General features: G+C 58.8%; 11 protein-coding genes and 1 tRNA gene. 6 read left to right on the forward strand and 6 right to left on the reverse strand.

Translation table 11 applies throughout. From position 1 onward, the window contains the following. Positions 1-48 precede the first annotated feature (48 nt). Positions 49-1,815: a single-stranded-DNA-specific exonuclease RecJ gene (recJ, locus tag BOSE62_RS10270; protein WP_159645642.1), complete on the forward strand. Its 1,767-nt coding sequence runs from the start codon at positions 49-51 to the stop codon at positions 1,813-1,815. 180 nt (positions 1,816-1,995) lie between these two features. Continuing rightward, positions 1,996-2,070: transfer RNA gene (locus BOSE62_RS10275), tRNA-Glu, on the forward strand. Here the strand turns inward: BOSE62_RS10275 and BOSE62_RS17610 are convergent. Together BOSE62_RS17610 and BOSE62_RS10280 are read right to left on the reverse strand one after the other, a co-directional pair. After that, complete coding sequence (locus BOSE62_RS17610; protein WP_443028807.1) at positions 2,065-2,265, reverse strand: PqqD family protein; 201 nt, start codon at positions 2,263-2,265, stop codon at positions 2,065-2,067. The genes BOSE62_RS10275 and BOSE62_RS17610 overlap by 6 nt on opposite strands. Positions 2,266-2,744: 479 nt before the next feature. Continuing rightward, positions 2,745-4,250 (reverse strand): FAD-binding oxidoreductase, encoded by a 1,506-nt coding sequence (locus BOSE62_RS10280; RefSeq protein WP_201295656.1) that lies wholly within the window; start codon positions 4,248-4,250, stop codon positions 2,745-2,747. 193 nt (positions 4,251-4,443) lie between these two features. Between BOSE62_RS10280 and BOSE62_RS10285 the strand changes: the two genes are divergently transcribed. Beyond that, complete coding sequence (locus BOSE62_RS10285) at positions 4,444-4,935, forward strand: DUF3598 domain-containing protein (RefSeq protein ID WP_201295657.1); 492 nt, start codon at positions 4,444-4,446, stop codon at positions 4,933-4,935. A 122-nt stretch (positions 4,936-5,057) separates the two neighbouring features. Here BOSE62_RS10285 and BOSE62_RS10290 read toward each other — a convergent pair whose 3' ends face one another. Further along, positions 5,058-5,882, reverse strand: a complete 825-nt coding sequence (locus tag BOSE62_RS10290; protein WP_159645647.1) for a hypothetical protein — start codon at positions 5,880-5,882, stop codon at positions 5,058-5,060. A 212-nt stretch (positions 5,883-6,094) separates the two neighbouring features. On the opposite strand from BOSE62_RS10290, the gene BOSE62_RS10295 reads away from it, so the two are divergent. After that, positions 6,095-7,099: an aminotransferase-like domain-containing protein gene (locus tag BOSE62_RS10295; RefSeq protein ID WP_201295658.1), complete on the forward strand. Its 1,005-nt coding sequence runs from the start codon at positions 6,095-6,097 to the stop codon at positions 7,097-7,099. Beyond that, the gene (locus BOSE62_RS17530; RefSeq protein WP_268893902.1) at positions 7,021-7,305 is read left to right on the forward strand and encodes an aminotransferase class I/II-fold pyridoxal phosphate-dependent enzyme; all 285 of its coding nucleotides are present in this window, start codon (positions 7,021-7,023) and stop codon (positions 7,303-7,305) included. The genes BOSE62_RS10295 and BOSE62_RS17530 overlap by 79 nt, the downstream gene beginning before the upstream one ends. A gap of 84 nt (positions 7,306-7,389) precedes the next feature. Here the strand turns inward: BOSE62_RS17530 and BOSE62_RS10305 are convergent, their stop codons facing one another. Both BOSE62_RS10305 and BOSE62_RS10310 read right to left on the reverse strand, forming a co-directional pair. Then, a complete protein-coding gene (locus tag BOSE62_RS10305; protein WP_159645650.1) occupies positions 7,390-8,427 on the reverse strand; it encodes a PLP-dependent cysteine synthase family protein in 1,038 nt (345 codons plus the stop codon). A 254-nt stretch (positions 8,428-8,681) separates the two neighbouring features. After that, positions 8,682-9,437, reverse strand: a complete 756-nt coding sequence (locus BOSE62_RS10310) for a hypothetical protein (protein WP_159645653.1) — start codon at positions 9,435-9,437, stop codon at positions 8,682-8,684. 54 nt (positions 9,438-9,491) lie between these two features. On the opposite strand from BOSE62_RS10310, the gene BOSE62_RS10315 reads away from it, so the two are divergent. After that, on the forward strand, positions 9,492-10,925 hold the full coding sequence (locus BOSE62_RS10315) for a flavin monoamine oxidase family protein (protein ID WP_159645656.1): 1,434 nt from the start codon (positions 9,492-9,494) through the stop codon (positions 10,923-10,925). A gap of 22 nt (positions 10,926-10,947) precedes the next feature. On the opposite strand, the gene BOSE62_RS10320 is transcribed toward BOSE62_RS10315, so the two are convergent. Continuing rightward, positions 10,948-12,060, reverse strand: coding sequence for a carbon-nitrogen hydrolase family protein (locus tag BOSE62_RS10320; protein ID WP_159645659.1), 1,113 nt, complete (start codon positions 12,058-12,060; stop codon positions 10,948-10,950). Between the last annotated feature and the right edge of the window lie 128 nt (positions 12,061-12,188).

Here is a 12,188-nt window from a genome sequence, read left to right on the forward strand (position 1 = left end):
GCAACAGACCGATTGTCAGCGCCGCTGCTTTGACGCATAGCACCGGCCATGAGTGCAGTATTGAATGTAGAAAAATCCCTGTCCGGCCAGAGCTGGCGCTGGCGCAGCACCAGCGCCGACGCGCGCGATCCGGGTTTCCAGCCCGATGACCTGGTCACCCAGCTGCTGCTCGCCCGCGGCGCCAGCCGGGAAACGCTCGCGGTCAACCGCGAGCCGACAATCCGCGGTTTCATGCCCGATCCCTCGGTTTTTCAGGATATGGACAAGGCGGCGGAGCGCCTGGCCCTCGCCATCAAAAATCAGGAAAAGGTCACGATATTCGGCGATTATGACGTCGATGGCGCAACCAGTGCGGCGCTGCTGATCCGGCTGCTGCGTGACCTGGGGCTGGACGCGGGCTATTATATTCCCGACCGGCTGATGGAGGGCTACGGCCCCTCCGGCGAGGCCTTGGTCAAGCTGGGTGAACAGGGTAGCAATCTGGTGGTCACCGTAGACTGTGGCGCGATGGCTTTCGATGCGCTCGACATGGCGCACCGGGCCGGGGTCGAAGTGATCGTCGTCGACCATCACAAATGCGCGGTGGAATTGCCCAAGGCGATTGCGCTGGTCAATCCCAACCGGCTGGACGAAAGCGACGCCGGCGCCGAACATGGCCATCTCGCCGCCGTCGGCATGGCGTTCCTGCTTGGCGCGGCGCTGGTTCGCACGTTGCGCAACCAAGGCTTTTTCACGGACCGCGCCGAACCCAGATTATTGGAATTACTGGATATTGTCGCCCTCGGCACGGTTGCCGATGTCGCCCAGTTGCGCGGCCTCAACCGCGCCTTCGTCGCGCAAGGGATCAAGGTTCTGGCAGGGCGCCAGAATATCGGCCTCTCCGCGCTGATCGACGCCAGCCGGCTCAAACGCGCTCCAATCTGCTCCGATCTCGGCTTCGCGCTGGGGCCGCGAATCAATGCCGGCGGACGCGTCGGCAAATCGGATCTTGGCGTGCGGCTGCTGATCACCCGGGACCCGGAAGAAGCGCAGACAATCGCCGCCGAGCTGGATCATCTCAACCAGGAACGGCGCGCGATCGAGGCCCATGTGCTGGAAGAGGCAGAAGCCATGTGCTCGGCCCAGCAAAACCAAGCGGTGGCGGTGCTTGCCGCCAAGGGGTGGCACCCCGGCGTCATCGGTATTGTCGCCGGGCGGATCAAGGAGAAGTTGAACCGGCCGGCGATCATCATCGCGCTGGACGAAGAGGGCGTCGGCAAGGGCTCGGGCCGTTCGATCGGCGGCGTCGATCTGGGTGCCGCGATCATCGCGGCCAAGGACAGCGGCCTGCTGATCGCCGGCGGCGGCCATGCCATGGCTGCGGGCGTCACGGTCGCCGCGGACAAGGTCGATGCCTTCTCCGAATTTCTCAACGACCGGCTCGCCGGCAGCGTCGGCCAGGCGCAGGACGGCAAGGCGCTGCTGCTCGATGCGGTGCTGTCACCCAAGGGCGTCAATCCGACCATGGTCGAGGCCATGGACGGTGCCGGTCCCTATGGCATGGGCTGGCCCGCGCCGCGGATCGCCACCGGACCGGTGCGAATCGTCAAATGTGATATTGTCGGCACCAACCATGTCCGGATGATCGTCAGCGGTGATGACGGAGCGTCGATCAAGACCATAGCCTTCCGGGCGGCAGAGAGCGATCTCGGCCAGACTTTGCTCAGCGCTCCCAGAGGACGCAAATTATGGATCGCCGGACGCGCCAAGATCGATGACTGGGGCAGCCGCCCGTCGGCAGAAATCCATCTGGAAGATGCCGCCTGGGCGGATTGAACACGCGTTGAGACCAGACGCCGCTCCGGATCGAGGCCGCTGTTCCCGGGCCTGAAGACAAAGAGTTACGGGCGGTCCGGCGCGATGCGAAAAAAAAGCCCGATATTTCCGGTGAAAAGAGGGTTGACCAAAGCCGAGCACCCCCCTAATGGCCGTGGCTCGCCGACCGGCAAACGGTATGGCCCCTTCGTCTAGCGGTTAGGACGCGGCCCTTTCACGGCTGAAACACGGGTTCGATTCCCGTAGGGGTCACCATTTCCCAGAAATTCTGAATATGGCAGACGCCCGGAACTTGTGGCGGTTGTCGCGTGCTCGACCGGTGCCATCCGCTGCAATATATGAGACGGTTACGGAAGGCTTGCCTTGTGTTCTATGCCGGTCCAGCTGGCGCCAGACATGCGCACCAACGGCGTTCAACGCAATATAGCGGCTGCACTCCACATCCAGCATGAAAATCTGGCCATCCGTTTCTGCTTCTACAAGAGACGGATTTCGCTACATCTCCGGCAGATATGGTTACCAGACCATCGCCCCTGCGCCCGTCGGCACGCCGTTCGGGCAGGACGATATCGCTCTCGAATTAAAATCCGTAGGCGGAATATATATGCAATGAGGGGGGCTACTTTTAAGCGGGTACATCGTGACTGGCGAGATATGGTTCCTGGTCACGCAGAAAGCCGCAAGCAAGGGAGCAGGGATTTTTCCATATGAGTGCCCATTTGATGAAGTCATCACCGTTGCGTGACTTTCTGCCATGCCGTTCAAAGCCATAGCTGACCGGTCCAAGCCAAGTGCGGCCTGGGCCTGTACCAGTGACGAGGGCCTATTCTGCGTCCGGTTCCCGACGGAAAGGCGATTGTGCGTCAGGGCACTGACGCCCCGTGGCTTGGCCGTGGACACTCACGCCCCCAGCCTTGCTGGCGTATCATTCAGAATATTTTCCCGGGGTTCAGCAGCCCCTTTGGATCGAGGGTTTTCTTCAATCCGTGCATGAGTGCCAGTTCGTCCTCTGACCGGCACAGATGCAGCCATGCGCGTTTTTCCAGTCCGATACCATGTTCGGCCGATATTGAACCGCCGATCGACTGGAGCGGAGCATAAACAATTTCTTCGAGCAAATGATGGGTGGCCTGATCATCCGCAGGGGGAGATATAAAAATATGCAGGTTGCCGTCACCGAGATGGCCAAAGACAATGATCCTCGCCGTATCTCCCCATTGGTCGGCAATATTTTTGCGCAGAACCGATATATATTGTTCCATTTCCCGTATCGGCATGCTGACGTCGAACATCACCAGTGGCTTCAGCACCCCTGCCAGCCCCTCGATATCTTCTCGTATGTCCCATATCGCCTGGCGCTGGCTTTTTGACGTTGATATCGCCGAATCCACGATCAGTCCGTCTTCCAGCGCCTCGCCGAGTATCTCGACAAAATGCTCGTTGTCGCGCCGGTGGTCCGCGCCGGTCGCCTCGACGATCACATAATAGGGTTGCCCCGCCGGCACCGGCGGAACGTGGCGCCCCGTTTCGGTTGTCAGCAATGCAAAATGGTCTCCCCACATCACTTCAAAGGCGGTCAGGCTGCCGGCCAGTTTCTGCCCCATCGAGCCGAACAGGGTCACCACGGATGCAAAATCGCCGACCGCAAGAAGCGCTGTATTCTCGCTCACCGGACGGGGACGCAGCCGCAGCACTGCACGGGTCACCAGACCGAGCGTCCCCTCGGCGCCAATGAACAATTGTTTCAGATCATAGCCACTGTTGTTCTTGAGCAGACTGTTCATCGAGGAGACGATCGTGCCGTCGGCCAGCACAGCTTCAAGCCCGAGGATATTCTCGCGGGTCATGCCATAGCGCAGCACCTGATTGCCGCCCGCGTTGGTCGAGATCGTGCCGCCAATCGTCGCGGAACCGCGCGCGCCCAGATCCACGGCATAGAGCAGATCGGCCGCCTCTGCTGCTTCCTGCGCCTTTTGCAAGGGAACCCCGGCCTGCACCACCATCGTCCTGCCGACCGCGTCGATCGACTCGATATCGGCCATCCGCTCGAACGAGATCACAATGTCACCGGATGTCGGGCGCACGCCTTGGACCAGGCCGGTCAGGCCTCCCTCTGCGACAACGGACTGTCCCGCATCATGGCAAAGCTTCATTACGGCAGACAGCTGCCCGGTATTTTGCGGTCGTATGACGGCCAGCGCCTGACAGCTGCCCTGGCCTTGCCAGTCTTCCGGGCGCAGCGCGACATCGGAACCGGTAATGAGCCCGCCAGCGTCAACGACCCCGGCGATTTTTGCAATCAGGGCGTCCTTCGCCGCAGACTCTCCGTTTCCCGCAATTTTCATGTCATCCGCGTCCATATAGAATTTCTCCGCAATCGATAAAAACACAATAAGCACCAGAAAAAACTTGTCGAGATTAATTTGTCCGGACAAATATAGTCATGTTGTGATAATCCGCCGATTCTCACCCTCCCTCCAACCGCAAGTCGTTGCAACAGGAAGAGCCGGTGAGAAAATGGAGAGATAATATTGCCCGCGTCGCCCAGGATACTGGAGCGCCGGCGAATTGCGGCTCCCGCCGGATGCGAAAATGCATCGCTATGTGAACCATATGAAGGAAATGATCATGGGAATTAAACAAGATATGCCTCTGCTGGCGCGTCATGAGGGCGTCTGGGATGGCACTTATACATATTTCAATGCGCAGAACGAAAAGATCGACGAACATGCCTCCCGCCTGTTGTGCCGTTTTCCCGACGACGGTCCGGTCCCCTATCACCAGACCAACTATTACACATGGTCGGACGGCAAGACCGAGAACCGGGAATTTCCTGCAGAATATCGAGACAAGCGGGTCTGGTGGGACAATGAACTGATCAAGGGTTGGGCTGCGGAAGTGCCGCTCGATGAATATAACCGGACCGTGATGCTATATTGGCAGCGGCAGGGCGATCCCTCGCTCTATCTCTATGAACAGATTCAGATTTCCGATGACGGCCAGAACCGTTGCCGGACATGGCACTGGATTCGCGATGGCGTGCTGGAAACGCGCACCGCCATCCAGGAAAAATTTGTCACCAGAGACTGGCGCAAAATCGATGCGGAGATGGGCAACTAGAGCGGCAGAACCTGTCCTGACCGTCTAAAAATATCGATGGGCGCCCGGCAGCGACATATGAACGTCACCGCCGGGCCGCCATTTTCCGGTTTAGGGTCCAGAGCCGCGTTTATACCGTTGCCCTAGCCTCTGAAATTGTCCGGAGTCACTTCCGAGGAGCGCTCCGCTCCGACGATTGTGCAACTTGCCTGCATCCACCGCAGGTTCATTCCCACACGACTGGCATCGATATCGGCCCAGCTGTAGCTGACCGCCTTGTCCGGATTTTCCGGCTTGTGCACATAGAGCACCATGCTCGGCCGGTTGGTGCTCGGTTTTGGCCAATATACCGCCCGCATCCGCAAGATCAGCGGATCCGTTCCCGTATCACCGCCGCCAACAAGGACCCGGCCGCCCTGGTCATGCAGGTCGAGCTTCTGGGCAAACAGCCAATCGGCGCTACCATCAGCCTTGGGCGCAACCTTCTTCACCGCCGCCCAGCATTGGACCGGACGCGCCCGCTTGAGAAGCGTCTCCTCGCCATTGGCCAGCCGCAGAGTGATGCCATTGTGTGTGACGCGGGAAATCTGGTAATCCTGACGGCAGAGTTTCCTGTTCTGTACCGCTGCCAGTTTCCAGCCTTTTTCGCCCCGCTCAAAAAAGCGTTCGCAATCGCCGACGGACAGAATGTCACGATCCTTGCCATGCGCCACTGTGATCGGCTGTGGCGCGGCCTTTTCCTTTCCATAAGCATCGATGCTTTGCAGCTTCATCCCGTCCTCGGCGCTGGAGATTCGAAAGGACATCCATGGCGGTGGCGTGCGGCCGGCATCGGCTTCGAAATAGGCATGCTCTTCGTTTGTGAAGGTTCCGGCGAGCAGATCCTCCAGCTTCTCCGGTTCTGCAGAACCGCTATCGATGGCAAGGGCAGACAGGGTGGCAAGCAAGAACATGGTCAGATTCTCCATAATATTTGTCCGGACAACTCTATCACGGGATCAAATAATCGCAACCGGGATGTTTTCCGTCAGAGCTCGGTCATTTTGGGATCTGACCGACGGCGAACTTTTTCGTGCACCATAAGTGCCGGAAGCGGAAATGCGATTGCATTGAGACGGAAATTGCACGAGGCATTTGTCCGGACAAGATTATGTTTCACAGATCATGAGAGCGGCGACCTATGCATTGGGAAAATATTCTGGCAACTCGTGCATCGCGGCTCAAGGCTTCCGAGATACGGGAATTGCTGAAGCTGATAGGGCAGCCGGGTGTCATCTCCTTTGCAGGCGGCATTCCGGATGGCGCATTATTTCCGGTGGCGGAATTCCAGCGGGCCTTTGCGGCCATGTGCGAAGGCGAAAATGCCTCCGCCGCCTTGCAATATGCGACAAGCGAGGGGCATCTTCCCTTGCGGCAGTGGATCGTCGGGGAGATGGCAAAGCTGGGGATTCCTTGCGATAGCGGCAATATCATCATCACCTCCGGCTCCCAGCAAGCCCTTGATTATCTCGGCAAGCTGTTACTGTCGCCCGGTGACACCGCGCTGGTCCAGTGGCCCACCTATCTCGGGGCGTTGAGCGCTTTCAACGCCTATGAGCCAGTCTATGACCGCCTCGAAACCGGCGCCTTGCGCCCGGCAGAAAGCTACCGGCAGGCAGCCAGTGGCGGCCGCGTGAAATTCGCTTATCTGTCCTCCGAATTTTGCAACCCGACTGGCGAGAGCATCGACAGGGAGGCAAGAATACAGCTGCTCAATCTGGCCCGTGATCTGGATATCGCCATCATCGAGGACGCGGCCTATCAGTCGCTGCGCTATGATGGCGAAGTCATCCCGCCGATCCTCGCGCTGGACATAGAACGCGAAGGCAGCATTGAAGCCACCCGAACGCTCTATTGCGGCAGCTTTTCCAAGACACTTTCGCCGGGATTGCGGGTCGGCTGGGTATGCGGCGCAAAATCCGTGATCTCCCGCCTTGTGTTGATGAAACAGGCATCAGATCTGCATTCCGGTGTCGTCAACCAGATGGCGGTGGCCGATGTTGCAACCAGAGCTTCGACAAGCAAATCGAAAAGATCCGGCCCGTCTATCGCCAGCGGCGCGATAGCATGCTGCAAGCCCTGTCCCGGGAAATGCCGGCCGGTATCAACTGGACCCAGCCAGAAGGTGGCATGTTCATCTGGCTGACCCTCCCAGATTTTATGGATAGCGTGGACCTCTTGGCAGATTCGCTCAAATCAGAGAAAGTCGCCTTCATTCCGGGCAGCGCCTTCTTCGCTGACCGATCGGGCGCGAACAGCCTGAGGCTGAGTTTCTCCAACAGTTCCGAAGAAAATATCGAACAAGGGATTGCGCGACTGGGCAGAGTGATCCGACAGGCGCTTGCATCCTGAAACAGCGCTTTACCAATCAGGGCGTGAACGAGGTGACCGGGAGACCGACTGGCGCACCGCAATCTGCCCCCGCCGACCAACCGCCTATCTAATGGTTGTCATATTTATCAGCTCGACTTGCGGGGTTAGATATCCGTCGCGGCAAGGCTCGGCCTTTGACAGGTCGGTCGAGAGATATTTTGCATTATTATCGGCAAATACCGTAGCCACAGCGCGGCATTGGCCGCTGGCGTCCGGTTGTTGCTGCAGCGCGACCTTGATCGCCGCCAGAAGATTGCAACCACTGGATATCCCGACTCCGAAACCGAGCACGCGGCTCAATTTCCGGGCCATGAGAATGGCGTCACCGTCGCATATGGCAATCACCGGATCGAGATCGTCCAGCTTGACAATTTCGGGGATGAATTCGTCCGACACGCCCTGAATTCTGTGGTGTCCCACTTTATAGCCGGTCGACAATGTCGGGGACTCGGTCGGCTCAACCGGATGCACGGAAATGCTGGCATCCTGCTCTTTCAGATAGCGGCCGACACCCATGACCGTTCCGCCGGTTCCCACACCTGCCACAAAGCCGCCCAGACGTGCGCCATCGCTCGCAAGCTGCGCCCAAAGTTCGGGGGCAGTGGCTTCATAATGGGCGTCGCAATTGTCTTCATTCGAGAACTGGCGAGGCAGGAAAGCCCCATCCCTGCGCCCCAGTTCTTCAGCCATCTCGATCGAGCCAAGAAAGCCGCCCTGTTCCTTGGACACAAGAACCAGATCAACGCCGTGACTGGTCAGAATGGCACGCCGTTCCACGCTCATCCAGTCGGGCATGAAGATTGTCACCGGATGGCCCAGCGCGGCGCCGATGGCGGCCAGGGCAATACCGGCATTGCCGCTGGTTGCCTCGGCGATGCGCTGCCCGGGCTTCAGGGCACCGCTCAGCGTCGCCTTCTCCAATATATTCAGCGCCATCCGGTCCTTGATACTGCCGGAGAAATTATACATTTCCGCTTTAGCATAAACCGTTATGTCACGATCTTCGACACGAACGTCTATCCGAGCCAATGGCGTATGGCCGATGAGGCCGCTTAACGCACAAAACCTGTCTTCTGTCTGACGCCCGACTTGATCCAGCACAAATATCTCCCTCAAGGTTAAGCGGATAATATCGGCGCTGGCTTTCGCGGTATCATTATAAAAAGTGGCTGTTTTTCGTACTAGACCGGGATATTATTTTAGTAAAATCAATATTGTTCAAATTTTTTGATGGAATTGACCATGGTTGCTCATCAGCCTTGGTAACCGGATATCTGCGCTGCGCGGGATGAAGACACAGCGCGCCCGTGCCGGAGACGGATCCGATCCCGGGACCGGCACGGGCCGTTCTCAGGCTATTCTGCCGGAGGTTCGAACAGTCCGGCATCGATTTCGCCATTGACCCGCGTATCCGTCCAGAACACCTCGTTCGACTTGCGCCCGTCATAATAAAGCGTGACATGCCGAGCCTGCAGCCAGCGGGGATTTTCCAGAGTGACGAAATCATCATAGGTCCGGTGGTGCCAGCCCTTGGGTGTGCGGAATCCCATCATGCGGATGGCGTGGCTTTGCTGGTCGATACCGAACAATGTCTCGCCTCCTTCGGGATCGGTGAGTTGAACCATGTAGAGCGCGTGGCCCGCGATCGCATCATCGGCCAGTCGGGTTGCCGTGAAGCCGGGCTTTCCGGCCTGACGGATGATCCCGAAGCCGAAATTGCTCGCCCAGAATTTTTCCGCCTCTGCCTTCGGAACGATGCCCCGCTCGGTCCAGGTCGTCTGCCCGTCAAAGCCGACCTCGAACAGTATCTTCGCGCCCGATCTGGCGATGATCCGCACCTTGCCATCGGCACCATGGAAAATCTTCCGATCGGGATCAAACACCCGCCACATCCGGTAATCGTCGGCAATCGAGCGGGGTTCATGCCCCTCGGGACCATAGAATATCGCACGACCTGAAAGGCTCAGGCTTTTCGCATTGGCCCAGCCATCTCCGCCCGCGGCTTCCCGTGCCAACGCCAATATCCCGCTGCCGGACAAATCGCTTTGCGCCTGCAGGTCAACCGGGGACCAGATCAGGACCATCCACATCATTATCAGTAATCGATACATTCAAGCTTTTCCTTTTTGTCCGGACAAATTATCCTTGCCCTGCGGAGGCTGATATTGTCAATTCCCGCTATGGAAACCGAACATCGATTCGCCATGCCCCGCCGCGCCTTTGTCGGCGGCCTGAGCGCGTCGCTCATCTCATGCGCCGCGCCCCGCAGTTCGTGGAGCACAACGACCGCCGACGTCATCATCATCGGCGCCGGCCTTGCGGGGCTGCACGCCGCCCATTTGATCGAAAAGGCCGGATATAAGGCCATCCTTCTCGAAGCGAACAACCGGACCGGCGGGCGGCTGCATACATTGGATGACTTGCCCGGACGGCCGGATGCCGGCGGCATTCAGGTTGGTGCCGGCTATGACCGCTTCCGTGCTATCGCTGACCGACTGGGCGTCGAACGTTACGTCCCGCCCCCTTCTCCGCGCGGGTCGCTGTATAATATCGGCGGTCAAAGCCTGACCGCCGCCGACTGGCCCGTGTCGCCCGCGAATAATCTGGCTGCAACCGAAAAGTCGATCCATCCCGACGGCCTCCTTTTCTCCTATCTGGCGGCTCTGCCCGTCTTTGAAAATACAGGAGACTGGATGACAGCAGCGGCCCTGAAGCTGGACATCAGTTTGCGCGATTATCTGGTGGCACAGGGCGCATCTGCCGAAGCGTTGCGTCTAATTGGGGCGAACCTGAACGGCAACAGTCTTGACGAGCAGTCCGCGCTCCATATGGCGCGCAGCCTGGCGATATTCCGGGCAGGCGGAACTGGCCCGACCCGCTATGTCCGGGGCGGCTCCCAGCGGATGACCGATGCGATGACCAGCGCGCTCCGCAGCGACATCATCCTCGACAGCAATGTCGTTGCGATCGCCGGAGATGGCAATGGCGCGGAAGTCACGCTGGCCGATGGCCGCAAATTTGGCGCGCGCCAGGCAATCAGCACGATACCCTTTTCGGTGCTGCGTACGGTCCGGCTCAGTGCCCCGCTGCCGACCGCCGTTCAGAACAGTATCGCGCAGCTCGCTTATACCCGCGCCAGCTTCGCTTATCTGCTGGCCGACGACCCTTTCTGGAAACAGGACGGATTGCCGGAGACGATCTGGAGCGATGATCCGATACTGGGCCGGGTGTTCGTGCTCGGAGAAGACCCGCCGATGCTGAAAGTCTGGACCAACGGATCGGGCGCCGATCTGGTTGACGCGATGGATCCGGAAGCGGTCGGCGCTGCGATGATCGCCAAAATCGAAAAGGCGCGTCCGTCCGCACGGGGCAAGCTGAAATTTCTCCGCTTCGTCAGCTGGCAGCAAAACCCGTTTGCCCGGGGCGTCTATCACCATATAGGAACCGGCCAGGGTGCTGCTCTTGCGGAAACAGTCGCGTTTCAAGGGGATCGCATCCACTTTGCCGGCGAGCATATGGCGCGTGTAGCATCGGGCATGGAAGGGGCTCTGGAAAGCGGCGAACGCGCCGCACTGCGGGCGCTCGCCGGATTATCGTAAGGCAACAGCGCGTTCGCCCGCCCTATTCCGTCCAGCGACTGACGCCTTCCATCATCGCCTTCATCTCCGGTCCGGTTTCGGGCAGTTGTTCGCGCGGCAGATCCATGTGGTTCAGGGGGAATTCCTGTACATATTGCCGGAAGACAGGCTGCACCATATCCAGCGCGTAATTGGGGATTTTCCGCCCTTTGCGAAATTCCGCGATCGGAATTTCGGCTTCGATGATCCCGTCCTGGTCGAGACTCGGATCCTTGGCGAGAATATTGCCCTTGGGATCGACGATGATCGACTCACCGGCGCGATACTGGTCGGTGGACGGGAATGCGATATTCGTCATGGTCGAATAGAAATTGTTGATCCGCGCCATCGCAAGAACATCGTCCTCCGCGAACAGAGTGGCCGTACGGATCATGATCTCGGTGCCGCGCATCGCAAAGGCGGCAAAGATGAACGGGTCCATCTGCACCGTGCTGACCGCGATATTGCCATATTCGGTTTGCAGCACGGGGAATTCCTCTTCCGGTCCGTATAGCGCCCGATATTTGTCGCGCACCGCTTCGATCGTGGTCGTGGTAATCTCGCGATCCGGATAGATGCGCTTGATATTGCGTGATTTCCAAAATGCTTTCACAAGCTTCCCGTCGCGTCCGATCACCGCGTTTATGCTCAATATATGGCCCGGCCAGTCGTCGTCGGTCGCATAGGTGCCGAAGATCAGATAGGTATCGCAATCCCTGGCGATCTTGCCCAGCCGCTCGGTTTCCGGTCCCGGGACCTTCACGGTATATTTCAGCTTGTCGGTGCGGCTGCCGGCGGAATAGCCGGTCAGCGGGAATTCATGATAGAGCAGGAAGTCGGGCTTTTTGCCGGTCGTGCAGGCCTTTTTGGCGATCGCTTCCATATGCGCCAGATTATGTTCGAGCCCGTCGGCTACCGTCGGGAAATCGGACAGCGAGTCGACGGTTGTCTGGAGCACTTTCACCACGACCTTGTCTTTCGCCAGCGGCACCGTCGGATAGCTGCCGTCCGGCTGCACCAGCAGCGGTTCAGCGGCGTCCACCCGGTCTGCAAGTCCGGCCGAAGCGGCCAGCGATACCGGCACGGCCAGCGCCATCATCATCTGTCTCATATTCATTTCCGTCTCCTATAGTTTTTTGTGCAGATGCTCCCGACGGCCAGGTTCCGGTATTCTGCAGGCGCAAAAAAAAGAGGCTCCGGAAATCCCGGAACCTCTGATTCTAACGTTCATTTCTGGCGCATTAT

The sequence above is a fragment of the Sphingorhabdus sp. 109 genome (assembly GCF_902506555.1).
Lineage (GTDB): Bacteria > Pseudomonadota > Alphaproteobacteria > Sphingomonadales > Sphingomonadaceae > Parasphingorhabdus.

Coding starts and splice junctions, on each gene's coding strand:
- BOSE62_RS10290 (WP_159645647.1), bottom strand. CDS start 5,882: ATGGAGAATCTGACCATGTTCTTGCTTGCCACCCTGTCTGCCCTTGCC.
- BOSE62_RS17610 (WP_443028807.1), bottom strand. CDS start 2,265: ATGCTGGATGTGGAGTGCAGCCGCTATATTGCGTTGAACGCCGTTGGT.
- BOSE62_RS10285 (WP_201295657.1), top strand. CDS start 4,444: ATGGGAATTAAACAAGATATGCCTCTGCTGGCGCGTCATGAGGGCGTC.
- recJ (WP_159645642.1), top strand. CDS start 49: ATGAGTGCAGTATTGAATGTAGAAAAATCCCTGTCCGGCCAGAGCTGG.
- BOSE62_RS10320 (WP_159645659.1), bottom strand. CDS start 12,060: ATGAATATGAGACAGATGATGATGGCGCTGGCCGTGCCGGTATCGCTG.
- BOSE62_RS10295 (WP_201295658.1), top strand. CDS start 6,095: ATGCATTGGGAAAATATTCTGGCAACTCGTGCATCGCGGCTCAAGGCT.
- BOSE62_RS10310 (WP_159645653.1), bottom strand. CDS start 9,437: ATGTATCGATTACTGATAATGATGTGGATGGTCCTGATCTGGTCCCCG.
- BOSE62_RS17530 (WP_268893902.1), top strand. CDS start 7,021: ATGCTGCAAGCCCTGTCCCGGGAAATGCCGGCCGGTATCAACTGGACC.